Consider the following 19,110-nt stretch of genomic DNA (forward strand, 5'->3'; position numbering starts at 1 on the left):
TTAATTACCAGCCACATTGACGATTTGCCGCCGTGTTTTGCTCATCGAGCCAGATTTTAAGCGGCGCAAAATAATCGAGCACGGCTTTGGCATCCATTCCCTCGGTACCCGTTACTTCTTTTAAGGCAACTGGCCAAGGTTGGCTAGCACCCAGCTCTAACATTTTGTTGAGTTTTTCCCCAGCGGCTTGATTGCCATAAATACTGCATCTGTGCACAGGTCCTTTATCACCGGCGGTATCACACAGCGCCTTATGGAACTGGAACTGCAGAATATGCGCGAGGAAGTAGCGGGTATAAGGCACGTTACCGGGCACATGGTACTTGGCACCTGGGTCAAAATCGGCTTCAGTGCGGTCTGTCGGCGCCTTAACGCCTTGGTATTTCTCCCTTAATTCCCACCAAGCTTGGTTATATTGCGCTGGAGTAATTTCACCGCTAAAGACTTTCCAGCGCCACTGGTCAATCATCAAACCAAAGGGTAGGAAGGCGATTTTATCCAGAGCTTGCTTTAACAATAAGCCAATATCCTTGGAAGCATCGGGCACGTCTTCGAGCAAACCAATCTGTTTTAGATAGCTTGGGGTGATAGATAGCGCGATCGTGTCACCAATGGCTTCATGGAAACCATCATTGGCACTGTTTTTAAACAGGAAAGGCTGCTGTTTATAGGCTCGTTGATAGAAGTTGTGTCCAAGTTCGTGGTGAATAACGGTAAAGTCTTCAGCGGATTTTTGGATACACATCTTGATGCGAATATCGTCAAGGTTGTCTAAATCCCACGCCGAGGCATGACAAACGACATCACGATCCTTAGGTTGTAAGAATAAAGAGCGACTCCAAAAACTGTCTGGCAGCGGCGCAAAGCCTAACGAGGTGAAAAAGCTTTCAGCTTGTTTGACCATCTTGTGCTCATCATAACCTTTCTGTTCGAGTAATTCCGTCACATCATAGCCAGGATCGGCATCGTCTGGGGCTACGAGATCGTACACATTACCCCATTGCTGTGCCCACATATTTCCTAATAAGTGGGCGGGGATCGGACCGGTTTTTGGTGCAATAACGTCACCGTACTCGTTATTCAGCTCGCCGCGAACATAACAATGCAGGGATTCGTAGAGGGGCTTAACTTGACCCCATAAACGGTCTAATTCCTGTGAAAATTCATCGGGTTTCATATCGTATTGGCTGCGCCATAATTCGGAGAGATTAGCGTAACCTAGATCTTTTGCCCCTTCGTTGGCGAGTTCGACTTCACGTTGAAACAGTGGGCGCATCGGTTTTGCAATTTCACGCCAGCCTTTCCACGCCTCAAGCAGCTTGGCTGGGTCTCGCGATTCCGCCATCAGGCTCGACAGCTCTGGCTGGGTCATACACTTGCCATCGGCGAAACAGTATTTGCCTTTACCGTAGAGTCCATTGAGCTCGGAGCTGATTTGCGCCAGCTCAGCATTTTTTGCGGGATCAAGCGGTGCAGGTAACACGAGTGCACTGCGCAGAATATTCAGTTTGCGCGCATTGGCAGGATCGAGTTCCACATTGGCGTACTTGGCAGCTTCGGTAGCGAATTTGACCGAAGCGGCACTGACTTTTTCACCCACTGCGGCCGATAGCGCAGCGGTATCTTCGGTGATGAAGTTACTGTAAATCCATTCGGCGCGATTCGCTTCGATAGAGAGCTGTGCCATCTGGGCTTCAGCATCTTGAATAAAGGCGATGGCCTGTGCTTTATCGGGCGCGGCATTAGTTGCAGCAGGTGCCGCTGAAGTAGTTTCGGCCTTGCTTTGTGCATCATTACAGGCGGTTAAGCCTAAGGTTAGCGCTATGGTGAGTGCGAGCGTGGTGGGACGATTCAATAGAATAGCCATGTATTGCAGTCCTTTGTTGTTTTTGTGTTAAGCATTCTACCTAAGCACAGTGTTTTTTGCACAGGACTTGATGACTTTTCATGGTTTTTTGCAACGGATGTGAGTGGCCTGTTAATCCTTGTCAGCAGGGCGCAGCTTATTTGGCCATTTTTCGTTTGACAACTCCCATACCAATGTTTAATTTAAACGAGTGTTTTAAATTAATTCAAGGTCACGGAATGGCAAGTCGATCCGATACAAAAACTAGAATACTTGATGCCGCAGAGAAGCTATTTGCCGAAAGGGGGTTTTCTGAGACGTCATTGCGACTTATCACGAGCAAGGCGGAGGTTAACTTAGCCTCGGTGAACTATCACTTTGGCTCTAAAAAAGAGTTAATCCGCGCCGTGTTAGCCCGCTATTTAGACGTGTTTATGCCCGCCGCATCGACGGCCATAAAGCGTTTGCATACCGCGCCAACACAGGCTTCGTTAGAGGAGATTTTCTCTGCGTTAGTCGATCCATTATTGGATTTGAACGAGCTGCGCACCGAAGGCACGACAATTTTCCTACAATTGCTGGGTCGCGGTTACATTGAAAGCCAAGGGCACCTGCGTTGGTTTATCACCACTCATTATGGGCAGCATTTAGACACCTTTGTAAAAGCTGTTTCGGCCAGTGCACCGCATATTCCTCCTGCTGAAATGTTTTGGCGCTTACACTTTACCCTAGGCACGATTGTTTTCACTATGGCGTCAGCCGATGCGCTCAATGATATTGCCGCGGCCGAATTTGGTGAGCATAACGACATCGAAGCCGTGATCCGTAAAGTGATCCCCTACATGGCTGCGGGCGTATCAGTCCCCGTGGCTTCTTAATAAAAGGTCTTGATTATGTTGACGATTATAATTATTGCCCTGATTGCGATTATTGCGCTATTTGCAGTAAAAAGCCTTCGGATGCAATTTATCACCCAGCCTGTGTTTCACTTCTTTAAAAAAGTATTACCGCCATTATCTGATACCGAGCGCGAAGCGATGGAAGCGGGTGATGTGTGGTGGGAAGGCGAGTTATTCCGCGGCAACCCAAACTGGAATACCCTGCACAGCTACGGTAAACCTACTCTTACGGCTGAAGAGAAAGACTTTATCGATAATCAGGTGATGACGGCCCTGAAGATGATCGATGATTTCGACATTGTGCATAACCGTAAGGATTTGCCACCAGAGCTGTGGGACTACTTTAAGAAGGAAGGCTTCTTTGCGCTGATCATCCCGAAAAAGTTTGGTGGTCGAGCGTTTTCTGCCTACGCCAACTCAACGATTGTGAGTAAATTAGCCAGCCGAAGCGTGAGTGCCGCGGTTACTGTGATGGTGCCAAACTCATTGGGCCCTGGTGAGCTTTTGACTCACTATGGTACTAAAGAGCAAAAGGAGCGCTGGTTACCTGCATTAGCTAAGGGTGATGAGATCCCATGCTTTGCATTAACTGGCCCAGAAGCGGGCAGTGATGCGGGCGCTATCCCCGATGTGGGTATTGTTTGCCGCGGTGAGTTTAACGGCGAAGAAGTTTTAGGCCTTAAATTAACCTGGGACAAGCGTTATATCACGCTCGCACCTGTAGCAACCGTATTAGGTTTAGCCTTCCAGATGCGCGACCCTGATGGTCTGCTGGGCGATAAAAAGAATTTAGGCATTACCTGCGCCCTGATCCCAACCGATCATCCAGGTGTAGTGATTGGCCGTCGTCATAATCCGCTCAACATGGCGTTTATGAACGGAACCACTAAGGGCGAAGAAGTCTTTATCCCGCTGGATTGGATCATCGGTGGTCCTGAGTTTGCGGGCAGAGGCTGGCGCATGCTGGTTGAATGTTTATCGGCGGGACGCGGTATTTCTCTGCCTGCATTGGCGACGGCTTCTGGCCATATGGCGACCAAAACCACCACGGCTTACAGCTATGTGCGTCACCAATTTGGGATGGCGATTGGTAACTTTGAAGGTGTGCAGGAAGCGCTGGCGCGCATTATCGCTAATACCTATCAATTGGAAGCGGCGCGCCGTTTAACCACTACGGGGATTGATCTTAAAGTTAAACCTTCAGTGGTGACGGCGATTGCTAAGTTCCACATGACTGAACTTGGCCGCGCTGTGATGAACGATGCGATGGATATTCAGTCGGGTAAGGGCATCCAATTAGGGCCTAAAAACTACTTAGGCCACCCTTATATGTCGAATCCTATTTCGATTACCGTTGAAGGGGCGAACATTTTGACGCGTTCCTTGATGATCTTTGGTCAAGGTGCGACCCGTTGCCATCCTTATGTGTTGGCCGAAATGGAAGCCGCGGCGATGGAAAACGAACACGATGCGCTCGAGCGTTTCGACTCGCTGTTAATGGGCCATATGGGTTATGCCACTCGCAACGCGTTCAGTGCCTTATTCAACGCTTTGACTGCCAGCCGTTTTGGCAGTGCGCCAGTGAGCGGCGAAACCAAGCAGTACTATAAAGATATGTCGCGCCTTTCATCGGCATTAGCCTTAATGACGGATATTTCGATGCTGATCATGGGCGGCGATTTGAAGCGTAAGGAAATGTTGTCGGCACGTATGGGGGATGTGTTAAGCCAGCTGTACTTAGGCTCAGCCACCTTAAAACTGTTTGAAGACAATGGCCGTCAACAGGACGATTTACCTGCGGTGCGTTATGTGATGGCAAATCGCTTGCACTTAGCGGCTAAAGCACTTGAAGAAGTGATCCGTAACTTCCCGAACCGTCCATTTGCATGGCTGCTACGTGCGCTGATTTTCCCCATCGGCAACCATTTCAATGCGCCTAGCGATAAAATGGCGACTGAACTGGTCTCTGGCATGCTAAAACCAAGTCCTGCCCGTGAACGCATTACTTTCCTATGCCCTGAGTTTGAAGGCGACGTGGGTGGTATTGCTGAGGTTGAACAGGCCTTCGTGGCGCAATATGCCTGTAAAGAGATTTACAAGAAGCTCAAGAAAGCACAACGCGCCGGTGAGTTGCCAGCCAAAGTGCCTAATTTGGTGTTATTTGCTAAAGCGCTGGAGCAGGGCACTGTGACTCAAGATGAGCATCAAAAGCTGTTACATGCCGATAAGTTGCGCTTAGCGGCCATCAATGTGAATGATTTTGAAGCCCTATAATTTGATTGGCTAGCACGACTGCTATCGTTTCTAGCCGTGACAAGAGATAAAAAAACCACCTCAATTGAGGTGGTTTTTGTATTTAAGCTTGATGACTCTTAGCCTTAGTCTTAGTCTTTACGTCTGGCTAACGCCAATCAAATACGATTAAGCAACGATCAACACTTTACAAGTGTTTGTGCCGCCGATAGTTTCCATTGCATCGCCCTTGGTCATTAATACCAAGTCGCCGCTTTGCAGGTAACCCGCAGTTGTTAATGATTCCAGCGCTTTTTGCGCTAACTCATCGGCAGGATAAATGGTTGAGTCGAAGTAGATCGGTAACACACCACGGTACAGTGCCATCTTCGCCAGAGTTGTCTCATGGCGTGATAAACCAAGAATTGGTAAAGATGAACTGATACGTGACATCAGTTTAGGAGTTGCGCCAGACTCAGTTAAGGCGATAATCGCTTTGACGCCTTCCAAGTGGTTAGCAGCATACATAGTGGAGAGTGCAATCGTTTCTTCAACTGAAGTGAAACGTGCATCTAATCTGTGCTTAGACACTTTCACGCTAGGGTGAGATTCGGCACCGATACACACGTTCGCCATCGCCTTCACGGTTTCTTCTGGGAAGTCACCTGCTGCAGTTTCGGCTGACAGCATCACAGCGTCAGTACCATCGAGCACGGCGTTGGCCACGTCCATGACTTCTGCACGCGTTGGCATTGGGCTCGAAATCATTGACTCCATCATTTGAGTCGCAGTGATCACGATTTTATTCAGTTGACGAGAGCGAGCGATTAGCTTCTTCTGCACTGCAACCAGTGCTGCGTCACCAATCTCAACCCCTAAGTCACCACGGGCAACCATGACGACGTCAGAGGCTAAAATCACATCATCCATCGCTTCTTCGCTAGCAACGGCTTCAGCACGTTCTACTTTTGCTACGATCAGTGCATTGCTGCCAGCTTGTTGCGCTAAAGAACGGGCGTATTCCAGATCGGCGCCGCTACGTGGGAAAGACACGGCTAAGTAATCCACTTGGATCATCGCCGCAGTCAGAATGTCTGCCTTGTCTTTTTCAGTCAGAGCCGCTGCAGATAAGCCACCACCTTGTTTGTTGATCCCCTTATTGTTTGATAGAGGGCCAGCAACGGTAACAGTCGTGTGCACTTTACGACCTTCAACGCGCTCAACACGCAGTTGCACACGGCCGTCGTCGAGCATCAGGATATCGCCAACATTCACATCGTCTGGCAATTGCTTGTAGTCGATACCGACTTGATTCTCGTCGCCTTCGCCTTTACCTAACTCGGCATCCAGAATGTAGGCTTGACCTAAGTTCAGTTGAACTTTTTTGTTGTCTTTAAAGGTAGATACACGGATTTTAGGACCTTGTAAGTCACCTAAAATAGCAACATGGACACCTAATTCTTTTGCAATTTCGCGAGCTTGAGTCGCGCGTTTGAGATGATCTTCGGGGGAGCCGTGGGAGAAGTTAAGACGAACAACGTTTGCACCTGCCGCGATAATACGGCGTAAGTTATCGTCACGGTCAGTGGCGGGGCCCAGAGTGGTGACGATTTTGGTTCTGCGGAACATAAGATACTCCGTTAAAGTTAAAAAAATCTTGGGGCTATATTACCATGCAATTCCAAATTATGTAGTAAAGTTACAATCAAATTGATCTAAAGTTATGTTTCAAATTTGTGAGGTATCGCTGAAATTTGCTTTAAAAAAGGCTAGACGGACGATTTGCACTAGCCTTTTTTAAGATAGGAAGTGAATTACAGTATCGGATCTTTATTGATACGAGACTCTTTCAACACTTCTTTCACACGTTTTAAATTGTCACGGAAACGCGGGCCACGGCGTAGGGTAAAACCAGTCGCCAATACATCTATAGTCACCAATTGCGCTAAACGCGAGGCCATTGGCAAATACATATCGGTATCTTCTGGCACTTCCATCGTCACGGGCAGTGTACATTCCATGGATAACGGTGAGTTACGAGCCGTAATACCAATCACAGCCGCGCCGTTTTCTCTCGCTAAACGCGCTATTTCAATCAATGACTTAGTGCGACCAGTATGGGAAATCAGCACCACAACGTCGCCTTCATTGCTGTTAATGCAGCTCATACGTTGCATCAGAACATCGTCAAAACAGATGACAGGCACATTAAAACGGAAAAATTTATTCTGGGCATCATGGGCAACAGACGCAGACGCGCCTAAACCAAAGAAGGAGATCGTTTTGGCCTGAGTCAGAATATCCACGGCTTTATTGATGGCAGTGACGTCTAAGCTTTGACGTGCGGTATCTAAGGAAGCCATTGAAGATTCGAAAATTTTTGTCGTGTAAGACTCTGGAGAGTCATCCTCTTCCACATGGCGGCTCACATAAGGTGTACCGTTAGCGAGACTTTGCGCCAGATGTAACTTAAAATCAGGAAAGCCTTTAGTATCTAAGCGGCGACAGAAACGGTTCACAGTAGGTTCACTCACATCTGCCATCTTAGCTAGCGTGGCGATACTGGAGTGAATTGCTGTTTGCGGAGAGGCTAAGATCACCTCTGCAACCTTGCGTTCTGACTTACTAAAATGGGTGAGGCTTTTTTGAACCTTTTCTAGGGTATTCATACGCGTACGTCCGCTAAATTGAGAATGTAATTTTATTTATTTTTGTTTAGTGCTGTTGATCTGTTTCAGGATCTCACTAATCGACACTGCTTAAGTAAGTTTTAAGTACATTTTTGAAATAAGAATTTACTATCATCAGTAATTTAAGCACAAAAAGCATATCAGATTTATGCCCTAGGTGCCTAGTTAGCTAGAATGTTAATATTGATAAAAATAGATGCATTTAACAAATTCTGTTGTTATATTACAACAAAAGTGTGGATTTCTTCATTGGCTTGAAGGGACACGACATACAAAGGAGAGCGTAACGCAATGGGCAAAACAACATCAGGCGCCAAAGCTTGTGACTTCGTACTCTTTGGTACTAAAGGCGACTTGGCACGACGCAAGTTGTTACCTTCTTTATACCAGCTAGATAAAGCTGAACTTCTGGATAAAAACACCAAAGTCATTGGGGTTGCCAAAGATGAGTTCAGTCAGGATGAATTTAGAGAACTCGTCATCCTTGCGTTAAAAACCTTCGTAAAAGAAGCCCTCTGTGAAGAGACTGTCCAACGCTTCTTGTCCCGCTGCCATTATGTCGGCACGAACTTCACCGAATCAGCAGGCTACAGCGCCTTCCATGAATTGCTCAAACCAGAAGAGCGCGTCATGGTCAGTTACTTTGCCACCCCTCCTGCAATTTTTGGCGATATCTGCCGCTGTTTACACGAACAAAATCTTATCCATAGCGATTCTCGCGTGGTACTCGAAAAGCCGATTGGCTCCGATCTCGCTTCTTCCCGCGTAATTAACGACCAAGTTTCTGCCTACTTTAAAGAAAACCAAGTTTATCGTATCGACCATTACTTAGGTAAAGAGACGGTACAAAACCTGATTGCGCTGCGTTTCGCTAACTCGTTATTCGCGTCTAAGTGGGACAACCGGACCATTGACCATGTTCAGATCACCGTTGCTGAAGAAGTGGGTATTGAAGGCCGTTGGGGTTACTTCGATAAAGCCGGTCAGATGCGCGACATGATCCAAAACCACTTACTGCAAGTGTTGACACTGGTTGCCATGGATCCACCGGTTAACTTAGATGCCGACAGCATTCGCGATGAAAAAGTGAAAGTACTGAAGTCGCTGCGCCCAATCAATGCCGACAATGTGTATGAAAATACTGTCCGTGGTCAGTACAGTGCGGGCTTCCTCAAGGGCAGTCCAGTGCCAGGCTATTTAGAGGAAGAAGGCGCCAACCTTCAGTCCCACACCGAAACCTTTGTGGCGCTGCGTGTCGATATCGACAACTGGCGCTGGGCGGGCGTGCCATTTTATCTACGTAGCGGTAAACGCATGCCGTTCAAGAGTTCTGAAATTGTGGTGTATTTTAAAAACCCACCACACAACTTGTATCGCTCAAGCTACCGTAACTTGCCACCTAACAAGTTAACCATCCGTCTGCAACCACACGAAGGGGTTGAGATCCAGATGATGAACAAGGTGCCGGGGCTAGAACAGAAACAACGTTTACAAACCACCAAACTCGACTTGAGTTTCTCGGATACCTTTAAAAACGAGCGTATTGCCGATGCTTACGAGCGTCTGTTGCTCGAAGCCATGCTCGGTAACCAAGCGCTGTTCGTTCGCCGCGACGAAGTGGAACAAGCTTGGACTTGGGTGGATGGCATCATCCAATCATGGGAACAAAGTAACGAGAAACCGAAACCTTATCCTGCGGGCACCTGGGGACCTGTAGCGTCGGTCGCGCTGATCACTAAAGACGGCCGTTCGTGGGATGAATAGGGGGCTTCGATGATTAAAGAAACCGTATTTAAATCCTTTGATACACCCGCAGCGCTCGAGCAGCAGTTGGCGAACAAGATCGCCAGCCAGTTGCAAGAGGCTGTGGATGCCCGTGGTAAGGCAAGCTTAGTCGTTTCCGGCGGCTCAACACCGCTGAAACTGTTTGAGCTCCTCAGCATGAAATCCATCGATTGGAGTGATGTTTATGTCACGCTCGCCGATGAGCGCTGGGTAGATGTGGAAAACAGTGCATCGAATGAGCGTTTAGTGCGTGAACATTTACTGCAAAACCGCGCGGCCAATGCCAAGTTCCGTGGATTGAAGAATATGTTTTCCACCGCCGAAGCGGGCGCCGATATGACCGCCGAGTCGCTGTCTAATTTCCCGCGTCCCTTCGATGTGGTGGTGCTCGGTATGGGCAATGATGGTCACACTTGCTCATGGTTCCCTTGCAGCGCCGAACTAAATGATGCCTTGAGCACTCAAGCCCTGTGTGTGGCAACCAATCCCACCACGGCTCCCCATGGCCGGATCACATTATCTAAGAATGCGATCCTCAATAGCAGACAGATTTATCTGCATTTGGTCGGGGAACAGAAATTATCCGTATATCGTCAAGCCTTAGAAAATGATGATGTTAATGCTATGCCCATCAGAGCCGTGTTAGCGCAGCGTAAAACGCCCGTTGACGTGTTCTGGAGCGCTTAAGGAGTCACTCTCATGCACTCAGTCGTTCAATCTGTTACCGACAGAATTATTGCCCGTAGCAAAGCATCTCGTGAAGCGTATTTAGCCGCGTTAAATGATGCTCGTAACCATGGCGTACACCGTAGCTCGTTAAGCTGCGGTAACTTAGCCCACGGTTTTGCTGCTTGTAATCCAGATGACAAAAATTCATTGCGTCAACTGACTAAAGCCAACATCGGGATTATTACCGCATTCAACGACATGTTGTCTGCACACCAACCCTATGAAACCTATCCTGAACTGCTGAAAAAAGCCTGTCAGGAAGTGGGCAGCGTTGCACAGGTCGCCGGTGGTGTACCCGCGATGTGTGACGGTGTTACTCAAGGTCAACCCGGGATGGAATTGAGCTTACTTAGTCGTGAAGTGATTGCCATGGCGACGGCAGTGGGCTTATCCCACAATATGTTTGATGGTGCCTTATTACTGGGTATTTGCGACAAAATCGTTCCGGGGCTATTAATTGGCGCCTTAAGTTTTGGCCATTTGCCCATGCTGTTTGTGCCTGCAGGCCCAATGAAGTCGGGTATTCCCAACAAGGAAAAAGCCCGTATTCGCCAGCAATTTGCCCAAGGTAAAGTCGATAGAGCGCAGCTGCTTGAGGCCGAAGCCCAGTCTTACCACAGCGCTGGCACTTGTACCTTCTACGGTACGGCTAACTCAAACCAGCTGATGCTCGAAGTTATGGGACTACAATTACCGGGTTCATCCTTCGTGAATCCTGACGATCCACTGCGTGAAGCCCTGAATAAAATGGCGGCCAAGCAGGTGTGTCGCTTAACCGAGCTTGGCACTCAATACAGCCCAATCGGTGAAGTCGTTAACGAAAAATCCGTGGTGAACGGCATAGTGGCGCTGCTGGCAACCGGTGGCTCAACTAACTTGACCATGCACATTGTGGCGGCGGCGCGTGCGGCCGGCATTATTGTGAACTGGGATGATTTTTCTGAATTATCCGACGCGGTTCCTTTGTTGGCCCGTGTTTATCCAAACGGTCATGCCGACATTAACCACTTCCATGCCGCAGGTGGTATGGCTTTCCTTATCAAGGAATTACTCGATGCTGGCTTACTGCACGAGGATGTCAATACAGTTGCCGGTTTTGGTCTACGTCGCTACACCCAAGAGCCAAAATTACTCGATGGCGAGCTGCGTTGGGTCGATGGGCCAACCGTCAGCTTAGATACCGAAGTGCTAACGTCTGTGGCTACGCCTTTCCAAAACAATGGTGGCTTAAAACTGCTTAAGGGCAACTTGGGCCGCGCTGTAATTAAAGTGTCAGCCGTGCAAGAAAAACACCGTGTAGTTGAAGCGCCAGCCGTGGTGATTGACGATCAAAACAAACTCGATGCGCTATTTAAATCCGGCGCGTTAGACCGAGATTGTGTGGTGGTAGTAAAAGGCCAAGGGCCGAAAGCCAACGGTATGCCAGAGCTGCACAAATTAACGCCGCTGTTAGGCTCTTTGCAGGATAAAGGCTTTAAAGTGGCACTGATGACCGACGGTCGTATGTCGGGCGCATCGGGCAAAGTACCTGCGGCGATTCACTTAACGCCTGAGGCTATCGATGGCGGGCTAATTGCCAAAGTGCAAGATGGCGACCTTATTCGTGTCGATGCGCTGACCGGTGAGCTGAGCTTATTAGTCTCTGATGCTGAACTTGCCGCGAGAACCGCCGCTGAAATTGATTTACGCCACTCACGCTATGGAATGGGCCGTGAGTTGTTTGGGGCACTGCGTTCAAACTTAAGCAGTCCAGAAACCGGTGCGCGCAGTACCAGCGCCATTGACGAACTTTATTAATACAAAGGAAGAATACCGCAATGCTTGAGAATAACTGGTCATTACAACCACAAGATATTTTTAAACGCAGCCCTATTGTTCCTGTTATGGTCATTAACAAGATTGAACATGCGGTGCCGTTAGCAAAAGCCTTAGTCGCTGGCGGGATCAGCGTTTTGGAAGTGACATTACGTACTCCATGCGCCCTTGAAGCTATCACTAAGATCGCTCAAGAAGTGCCTGAGGCGCTCGTCGGTGCGGGCACCATTTTAAATGAAGCCCAGCTCGATCAAGCGATTGCTGCCGGTGCGCAATTTATTATCACCCCAGGTGCGACGGTTGAGCTGCTTAAAGCCGGTATGCAAGGCCCTGTGCCTTTGATCCCTGGCGTTGCCAGTATCTCCGAAGTGATGACGGGCATGGCGCTTGGTTACACTCACTTTAAATTCTTCCCAGCTGAAGCCTCGGGCGGTGTGGATGCGCTAAAAGCATTCTCTGGTCCATTAGCGGATATCCGTTTCTGCCCAACGGGTGGAATTACGCCGAGCAGCTATAAAGATTACTTAGCACTGAAGAATGTGGATTGTATCGGCGGCAGCTGGATTGCCCCAACCGATGCGATGGAGCAGGGCGATTGGGCGCGTATCACTCAACTGTGTAAAGATGCGATTGGCGGACTCTAAACCGCTTAAGTGTTGATCTCACAGGCAATAAAAAACCACCTTGCGGTGGTTTTTTATTGCCTGTTCAGCGCTACATCTCTTTGCTGAGCTCTACGTTCGAGCCGGCTTTGGGGCTAAATAACTGCTGGTAAAGTCGTCCGGCAAATTCATCCGTCATGCCAGAAATATAATCCGCTAACACCCTGTGACTGTTTTGGCCTTGCAGCTCGCTGGTGCGCCAACGTTCTTGGGTATTGAGTGGCAATAAGCGTTCAGGATCCGAGGCAAACGCCTCAAAGAGTCCCATCACTATCTGTTGGCCCTTGTATTCCAGCATTTGGATCTCGGGTTTGCGGATAACGTATTTATACACAAGCTGTTTTAGCACATTGAGCGCATTAGCAAATTCGGGTTCGAGGCTGGCATTAAACCGCAGCAACGGTTCCTCAAAAGCCGAATCGTCGTTGATAATAATGGCGGTGACAAAACCATTTACTAAGGTACCGATGGCATCCTTTCGCAGATGATGTTCATGGGAGAAGAGTTTAGTGCCAATATCGGCAAGCTCTTGGCGGATCCAAGGATCGCCACTGTGCTTAAGTGTCGGCGCCACATCCTGTTGCCATTGTGAGGCGGTGACTATGCCCATGACGATGGCATCTTCAAGATCGTGCACCGCGTAGGCGATGTCGTCCGCCAGCTCCATAATCGAGCAATCGAAGGATTTAAACTGAGTGCGTAGATGGGGATAGTTTGGCTGCTGGCTCGGCTGAACGGAGGTAAAGCGCGCTCTATCGGCAACGGATAAGGGTTCCAGTAACCAAACGAAAATGTCGTTATCATCGTCGAATATACCTTTAACAGGCGGCCATTGTGACGGTTTAAGCTGTCTGTGGTTGGTGATTTCAGGATGTGATCCCGGCACAAACAACAGTGATTGCGGCGCGGGATATTTTAAAATGCCGAGCATAGTACGACGGCACAGATTCATCCCAAAGGCCTCTGTATAGGGCTCGAGTTTCGAGAGGATGCGAAAGGTCTGGCCATTACCTTCAAAGCCGCCGTGGTGGCGCATCATATAGTTGAGCGCGACTTCACCGCCGTGGCCAAAGGGCGGATGGCCAATATCATGGGCAAGACAGAGGGATTCGAGCAGGCTCATTGAGCCTAATAAAGGTTTATGCTCGGGATACTTACGGCTGAGCTGCGCCGCGATGCCGGTGCCGATTTGTGACACTTCGAGTGAATGGGTTAAGCGTGTGCGATAAAAGTCATTCATGCCCACCCCAAGCACTTGGGTTTTGGCCTGCAGGCGGCGAAAGGCGGCGGAGTGGAGGATCCTTGCCCTGTCCCTTTGGAAAGGGCTTCGATGATCATTACGTCTTTGTTTATCTTCGCCATGGCGGCGTTCTTGCCAAACACTTGAGCTCATATGCATTCCTAGCGAGAGTGATACATCACAACATCTTGTTAATTTCGTCTAAATTCAAGGTGAAACTTGGCACAAAGCAATCCATAAAAAATTTTACCGCCGGATCAGGATTGGCTGCCAACATGGCTTCGAGGCGTTTGCGCGCGGTATTAAATTCGGTATTGCCGGCGCGATTTTCCTCTAGACACTTAAGGTAAGCGCACAGGGTATCGGCGGATTTAACTATGGCTTTGTAAATCGGATCGGCGTAATCGCTGATAAACAGGCTGCGATAATCCTCTTTAAATTCATCGGGCACCATATCGAGCATGCGTTGCTCGGCAATGGCCTCAATCTTCTTATACTCGGCTTCGATTTCTTTATTAAAGTACTTTACCGGGGTCGGCAAGTCGCCAGTCAAAATCTCACTGGCATCGTGGAAAATCGCTAAACTCGTCGCCTGATGGGCATCGAGCGAGGTGCCAAATTTCTTATTACTGATAATAACGAGGGCATGGGTCACCATGGCAACTTGCAGTGAATGCTCTTGAACGTTTTCGGTGCGCACGTTGTACATTAAGGGCCAGCGCTGGATAAGTTTCATTCGGGCGAGGTGGGCAAATAAATGACTCATAATGCTCCTTTATATGAATGCCTGACCGCACAACTGTAACTCGAGATAAATCGGTGAGAAGTGCGGCTTAAAAATACGGCTTAAAAAGTACGGCGATGAAGCTTTAGCCTAACACAGGCAAGGGGATAAGTGAGTGGCATGATTGAAGAGTTTTTACGCACTGCAAAAAATAAAGCGACCCAGAGGATCGCTTCAGTAGATAGTTACTTTATGCCCGATTTGGCGATGAGCCCACAGCACTATTGCTTGTAGGTCTCGAGGAAATTGCCAAACTCTGTCAATGCTTTGGTTAAATCTTCCTTATAGGGTAAAAACACCACTCTTAAGTGATCCGGCTCTGGCCAGTTAAAGGCGCTGCCGTGCACCAGGAGGATTTTTTTATCCCTGAGTAAATCGAGTACTAAGCGTTCATCGTCCCTGAGATTGAACTTCTTCATGTCTAATTTGGGGAAGGCATACAGCGCACCCTTGGGTTTTTTCACGCTGACACCCGGGATTTGGTTCAATAACTCAAAGCAGGTATCGCGCTGCACGGTTAAGCGGCCACTGGGTAAAATCAGCTCATTAATGCTTTGGTAACCACCGAGCGCCGTTTGAATTGCATGTTGATTCGGCACGTTGGCACATAGGCGCATCGAGGAGAGCATCTCTAACCCTTCGATATAGCTCTTGGCTGCTTTTAGATTGCCAGACAACATCATCCAACCGACACGAAAGCCCGCCGCGCGGTACGCTTTAGAGAGACCATTAAAGGTCACGGTTAAGATATCATCTGAGAGGCTCGCGGCCGGAATATGTTTGGCTTCGTCGTATAAAATCTTATCGTAGATTTCGTCGGCAAACAGGATCAGGTTGTGCTCGCGGCAAAGCTCGATAACTTGCAGCAGTAATTCTCTGCTGTAAACCGCGCCCGTTGGGTTATTTGGGTTAATCAACACAATACCACGGGTACGGGACGATATTTTGCTCTTAATATCATCAAGATCCGGAAACCAATCCGCGTCTTCATCACAGCGATAATGTACCGCTTTACCGCCGGCTAAATTGGCCGCTGCGGTCCACAGTGGATAATCGGGTGAGGGGATCAGCACTTCATCATCGGTGTTTAATAAGCCCTGCATGGCCATCATAATTAGCTCTGATACACCATTACCGATATAGATGTCTTCGATATCGACACCATGAATGCCCTGCGCTTGATAATGCTGCACAATCGCCTTGCGGGCAGAGAATAATCCTTTTGACTCACAGTAGCCTTGGGCGCTGGGGAGATTGAGGATCACATCGCGCACAATTTCTTCCGGCGCTTCAAAACCGAAGGGGGCGGGGTTACCAATGTTGAGTTTGAGGATGCGGTGTCCCTCGTCCTCTAAACGTCTGGCTTCCTTGTGCACTGGGCCGCGGATGTCGTAGCAAACAGTATCCAACTTGTTGGACTTGATGATAGGGCGCATTTACACCTCGAAACATGCAGTTAATTTAGGCTTAAGTTTGTGCACCATAACGAAAATATCTGGCTTAAGGAAGGGGGCTTGAGCACAAATAACAAGTTTTTTTCATCAAACTCGCTAGTTAAATATGCTTTAACTAAGCTTTAAATAAATCAAAACAAGTTTTAAATGCTGAATATTTGCGGATTATCAAACTAATGAACTGTTGGTTTTGATGGGGTCAGCCTTTGCGACTATCAAGCGGCTTGCTTAAGCTTCTACTCGCTTTTTAGAAACTCGAAAATCCACTCACGGGTTAAATGTTAATAAAATTGTTAATCAGTTTTTGCTTAACCGCTGATTTACTGGCGGTGATTTGAGTTAATGCGGTTTTATCAGGCGTTCAGCGCTTTTTTGATATTTAGGCAGATTAACTGAATGCTTATTAAGCATTTAAGGTCAAATAAAGATTTCGTTGTACGTGCTTAAAATCATTTAAAATCAGATGTATATATCATTACTTATTTCAATATTAAAAATTATTTATGGTTAGCATAAATTTATAGTTGACTCGCTATTCGATGCGCTTTATTTTCTGCGCGATGTTTTTGGCAAGGCACCTAAGATAACAAGCTTTTAGCAGGTTTTATCAGCGGAGTTAGTCATCATGAAGCAGCAATATTGGCGTCCGTTATCGAGGTGATTTCAGGCGCTGTTCTAAAAACTTTTGCCTTTTAGGCGACTTATTTAGAGGACCTAAGTGCATGTCTGAACCGACAGCGTTAAGTCTTATTCCACCTTTGGTGGTATTGGTGTTGGCCATTTGGTTACGCCGCCCCATTCTTTCTCTGATCATTGGTGCGGTAACTGGGTTTCTGTTACTCGATCCGTCGCAAGTCTTAAATAATTTCGCCAGTACTTCATTAAAAGTCATGGCCGATGAAACCATCGGTTGGTTGATTTTAGTCTGTGGTTGTTTTGGTGCGTTAATTGCCCTGTTAGTGCGTACTGGTGGTGCACTGGCGTTTGGTCGAAATGCGCTCAAATTTGCTAAAGGCCCTAAATCCTCCCTGTTTATGACCTTTATTCTCGGGATTGTGATTTTTATCGATGACTATCTGAACGCGTTAACCGTGGGTGAAACCATGAAGCGTGTGACCGATAAGTTTAAGGTATCCCGTGAAATGCTGGCCTATGTGGTTGACTCAACCGCAGCTCCAGTGTGCGTGCTCGTGCCATTATCTACCTGGGCGGTATTCTTTGGTGGCTTGCTGGTCGATAACGGTGTAGCGGCAGAAGGTCAGGGCATTAGCGTGTATATGCAGGCGATTCCCTACATGCTTTACGCTTGGTTAGCCGTGGCCATGGTGTTACTGGTGGTGTTAGGTGTTGTACCCGCCATTGGTCCGATGAAAAAAGCCCAGCTGCGTGCTGCACAGGGTGAACCAGCAGAAGCACAGGTCGATTTAGACCAAGTACAAACCTCTGACGAATACGCGATTGCTGCGATTGAAGAAGAGTTTAAACATGCCGACAATCAAGGCAAACTGCACAACTTCTTAGTGCCTATTCTGCTACTGGTTGCCTTTACCGTTTATTTTGATATCGACGTGTGGAAGGGCTTGTTAGCGACATTAGTTATCACGCTGCCTTACTATGCAGTGCAACGCTTAATGCCACTGTCAGAGATGATGGATCAGATGATCGATGGTTTTAAGAGCATGTTGCCCGCCATTGGTACCGTGATCGCCGCATTCGTGTTTAAGGATGTGTGTGATGCGTTGCTACTGCCACAATATGTAATTGAGTCATTGAGCCCCTTTATGACGCCTAAGATGCTGCCTGCGGTGGTATTCCTCTCTATGGCGATCCTGGCCTTTGCGACAGGTTCAAGTTGGGGTATTTTCGCGGTGACAATCCCTATCGTGATGCCACTGGCGCAATCGGTTGGTGCGGATATTCCACTGGTGATTGGGGCGCTGTTATCGGCATCCTCATTTGGTAGCCAAGCGTGTTTCTACTCAGATTCAACCGTATTGGCCGCACAAGGCTCTGGTTGTAACTTAGTGAGCCATGCGGTGACTCAGTTACCCTATGCGTTAATTGCCGCTGTGATTGCGTTCTTTGGCTTTATCTTGATTGCCTAAGCCGCGATACCGTAAATATAAAAAACCAGCTACGGCTGGTTTTTTTATGGCTCGCGTATATTGTTTACTTTAACTATTGGCGCTTGTTGCTCGCGCTGAGTGTCGAGCTGTTTGGCACGACGCTAAAACAAACGCTTACGCTACTTAACCTCGATATCCAATACCATGTGATAACTGTCCTCTGTAAAACTTTAGAAGCATCAAATTCGAGGCAATAAAAAAGCCAGTGCAGGCACTGGCTTTTTTATCTGGGACTGAGAAGGGCGATTATACGCGCTTCTTGAATTCACCAGTACGAGTGTCGATTTCAATCTTGTCGCCAACTTTAACGAAGTCAGCCACGCTGATTGTACCGCCGCCAGTGATAGTTGCTGGCTTCATCACTTTACCTGAAGTGTCGCCACGAGCAGATGGCTCAGTGTAAGTCACTTCACGTACGATAGTGGTTGGCATTTCAACAGAAATAGCTTTGCCTTCGTAGAAAGTCACTTGGCAAGTTTCTTCCATACCGTCAACGATGTAAGCCGCTGCGTCACCTAAGTTTTCAGCTTCTACGTCGTATTGGTTGTATTCTGCATCCATGAACACGTACATAGGATCAGCAAAGTAAGAATAAGTACAATCCAGACGATCTAAGATAATATCGTCAATCTTATCTTCACCTTTGAAAGTGGTTTCAGTACCAGAGTTAAGCAGTAAGTTTTTCAGCTTTAACTTAACGATGGCAGCGTTACGGCCAGAACGAGTTGTTTCTGTTTTCTGTACAACCCATGGGCTGCCTTCAAACATGATCACGTTACCAGGACGGACTTCATGAGCAGTTTTCATTACACAATTTCCTATATGTCGATTTTCTATTTCAGCGCAGC

Annotated in this window: 14 protein-coding genes; 7 read left to right on the forward strand and 7 right to left on the reverse strand. The window is 47.9% G+C overall.

Features of this window, described 5'->3' with window-relative positions; genetic code table 11:
- Positions 1-4 precede the first annotated feature (4 nt).
- Complete coding sequence (locus tag B5P39_RS16770) at positions 5-1,867, reverse strand: M2 family metallopeptidase (RefSeq protein WP_088212339.1); 1,863 nt, start codon at positions 1,865-1,867, stop codon at positions 5-7.
- A 218-nt stretch (positions 1,868-2,085) separates the two neighbouring features.
- Between B5P39_RS16770 and B5P39_RS16775 the strand changes: the two genes are divergently transcribed.
- Both B5P39_RS16775 and B5P39_RS16780 read left to right on the forward strand, forming a co-directional pair.
- On the forward strand, positions 2,086-2,724 hold the full coding sequence (locus B5P39_RS16775) for a TetR/AcrR family transcriptional regulator (protein ID WP_011622813.1): 639 nt from the start codon (positions 2,086-2,088) through the stop codon (positions 2,722-2,724).
- A gap of 15 nt (positions 2,725-2,739) precedes the next feature.
- On the forward strand, positions 2,740-5,019 hold the full coding sequence (locus B5P39_RS16780) for an acyl-CoA dehydrogenase (RefSeq protein WP_088212340.1): 2,280 nt from the start codon (positions 2,740-2,742) through the stop codon (positions 5,017-5,019).
- A 147-nt stretch (positions 5,020-5,166) separates the two neighbouring features.
- Here the strand turns inward: B5P39_RS16780 and pyk are convergent, their stop codons facing one another.
- The gene (gene pyk / locus B5P39_RS16785; protein WP_088212341.1) at positions 5,167-6,606 is read right to left on the reverse strand and encodes a pyruvate kinase; all 1,440 of its coding nucleotides are present in this window, start codon (positions 6,604-6,606) and stop codon (positions 5,167-5,169) included.
- 185 nt (positions 6,607-6,791) lie between these two features.
- Positions 6,792-7,646, reverse strand: coding sequence for a MurR/RpiR family transcriptional regulator (locus tag B5P39_RS16790; protein ID WP_011622810.1), 855 nt, complete (start codon positions 7,644-7,646; stop codon positions 6,792-6,794).
- A gap of 312 nt (positions 7,647-7,958) precedes the next feature.
- Between B5P39_RS16790 and zwf the strand changes: the two genes are divergently transcribed.
- Genes zwf through B5P39_RS16810 form a run of 4 tightly spaced genes read left to right on the forward strand, consistent with a single transcriptional unit; the run spans position 7,959 to position 12,640 of the window.
- Entirely contained in the window at positions 7,959-9,431 is a 1,473-nt protein-coding gene (gene zwf, locus B5P39_RS16795) for a glucose-6-phosphate dehydrogenase (protein ID WP_011717106.1), read from the forward strand.
- A 9-nt stretch (positions 9,432-9,440) separates the two neighbouring features.
- The gene (gene pgl / locus B5P39_RS16800) at positions 9,441-10,139 is read left to right on the forward strand and encodes a 6-phosphogluconolactonase (protein ID WP_088212342.1); all 699 of its coding nucleotides are present in this window, start codon (positions 9,441-9,443) and stop codon (positions 10,137-10,139) included.
- 12 nt (positions 10,140-10,151) lie between these two features.
- The gene (gene edd / locus B5P39_RS16805; protein ID WP_011626134.1) at positions 10,152-11,978 is read left to right on the forward strand and encodes a phosphogluconate dehydratase; all 1,827 of its coding nucleotides are present in this window, start codon (positions 10,152-10,154) and stop codon (positions 11,976-11,978) included.
- 20 nt (positions 11,979-11,998) lie between these two features.
- The gene (locus B5P39_RS16810; protein WP_011622806.1) at positions 11,999-12,640 is read left to right on the forward strand and encodes a bifunctional 4-hydroxy-2-oxoglutarate aldolase/2-dehydro-3-deoxy-phosphogluconate aldolase; all 642 of its coding nucleotides are present in this window, start codon (positions 11,999-12,001) and stop codon (positions 12,638-12,640) included.
- A 70-nt stretch (positions 12,641-12,710) separates the two neighbouring features.
- Here B5P39_RS16810 and B5P39_RS16815 read toward each other — a convergent pair whose 3' ends face one another.
- From B5P39_RS16815 to B5P39_RS16825, 3 genes are all read right to left on the reverse strand, one after another.
- Entirely contained in the window at positions 12,711-14,051 is a 1,341-nt protein-coding gene (locus B5P39_RS16815; RefSeq protein WP_088212343.1) for an anti-phage deoxyguanosine triphosphatase, read from the reverse strand.
- A 25-nt stretch (positions 14,052-14,076) separates the two neighbouring features.
- Positions 14,077-14,664 carry a 5'-deoxynucleotidase gene (yfbR, locus tag B5P39_RS16820; protein WP_088212344.1) on the reverse strand — a complete coding sequence of 196 codons (588 nt, stop codon included), beginning with the start codon at positions 14,662-14,664 and terminating at the stop codon, positions 14,077-14,079.
- A 239-nt stretch (positions 14,665-14,903) separates the two neighbouring features.
- Positions 14,904-16,118 (reverse strand): pyridoxal phosphate-dependent aminotransferase, encoded by a 1,215-nt coding sequence (locus B5P39_RS16825; RefSeq protein ID WP_088212345.1) that lies wholly within the window; start codon positions 16,116-16,118, stop codon positions 14,904-14,906.
- Positions 16,119-16,858: 740 nt separating this feature from the next.
- Here B5P39_RS16825 and B5P39_RS16830 point away from each other — a divergent pair.
- Positions 16,859-18,241, forward strand: a complete 1,383-nt coding sequence (locus tag B5P39_RS16830) for a Na+/H+ antiporter NhaC family protein (RefSeq protein WP_011717101.1) — start codon at positions 16,859-16,861, stop codon at positions 18,239-18,241.
- A 267-nt stretch (positions 18,242-18,508) separates the two neighbouring features.
- Here B5P39_RS16830 and efp read toward each other — a convergent pair whose 3' ends face one another.
- Positions 18,509-19,069 (reverse strand): elongation factor P, encoded by a 561-nt coding sequence (gene efp, locus B5P39_RS16835; RefSeq protein WP_088212346.1) that lies wholly within the window; start codon positions 19,067-19,069, stop codon positions 18,509-18,511.
- Positions 19,070-19,110: the final 41 nt, after the last annotated feature.

The organism is Shewanella sp. Shew256, assembly GCF_002196695.1.
Taxonomy (GTDB): Bacteria; Pseudomonadota; Gammaproteobacteria; order Enterobacterales; family Shewanellaceae; genus Shewanella; species Shewanella mangrovisoli.

Coding starts and splice junctions, on each gene's coding strand:
- B5P39_RS16790 (WP_011622810.1), bottom strand. CDS start 7,646: ATGAATACCCTAGAAAAGGTTCAAAAAAGCCTCACCCATTTTAGTAAG.
- yfbR (WP_088212344.1), bottom strand. CDS start 14,664: ATGAGTCATTTATTTGCCCACCTCGCCCGAATGAAACTTATCCAGCGC.
- B5P39_RS16780 (WP_088212340.1), top strand. CDS start 2,740: ATGTTGACGATTATAATTATTGCCCTGATTGCGATTATTGCGCTATTT.
- pyk (WP_088212341.1), bottom strand. CDS start 6,606: ATGTTCCGCAGAACCAAAATCGTCACCACTCTGGGCCCCGCCACTGAC.
- pgl (WP_088212342.1), top strand. CDS start 9,441: ATGATTAAAGAAACCGTATTTAAATCCTTTGATACACCCGCAGCGCTC.
- B5P39_RS16770 (WP_088212339.1), bottom strand. CDS start 1,867: ATGGCTATTCTATTGAATCGTCCCACCACGCTCGCACTCACCATAGCG.
- B5P39_RS16810 (WP_011622806.1), top strand. CDS start 11,999: ATGCTTGAGAATAACTGGTCATTACAACCACAAGATATTTTTAAACGC.
- edd (WP_011626134.1), top strand. CDS start 10,152: ATGCACTCAGTCGTTCAATCTGTTACCGACAGAATTATTGCCCGTAGC.
- B5P39_RS16815 (WP_088212343.1), bottom strand. CDS start 14,051: ATGAGCTCAAGTGTTTGGCAAGAACGCCGCCATGGCGAAGATAAACAA.
- B5P39_RS16775 (WP_011622813.1), top strand. CDS start 2,086: ATGGCAAGTCGATCCGATACAAAAACTAGAATACTTGATGCCGCAGAG.
- B5P39_RS16830 (WP_011717101.1), top strand. CDS start 16,859: ATGTCTGAACCGACAGCGTTAAGTCTTATTCCACCTTTGGTGGTATTG.
- zwf (WP_011717106.1), top strand. CDS start 7,959: ATGGGCAAAACAACATCAGGCGCCAAAGCTTGTGACTTCGTACTCTTT.
- efp (WP_088212346.1), bottom strand. CDS start 19,069: ATGAAAACTGCTCATGAAGTCCGTCCTGGTAACGTGATCATGTTTGAA.
- B5P39_RS16825 (WP_088212345.1), bottom strand. CDS start 16,118: ATGCGCCCTATCATCAAGTCCAACAAGTTGGATACTGTTTGCTACGAC.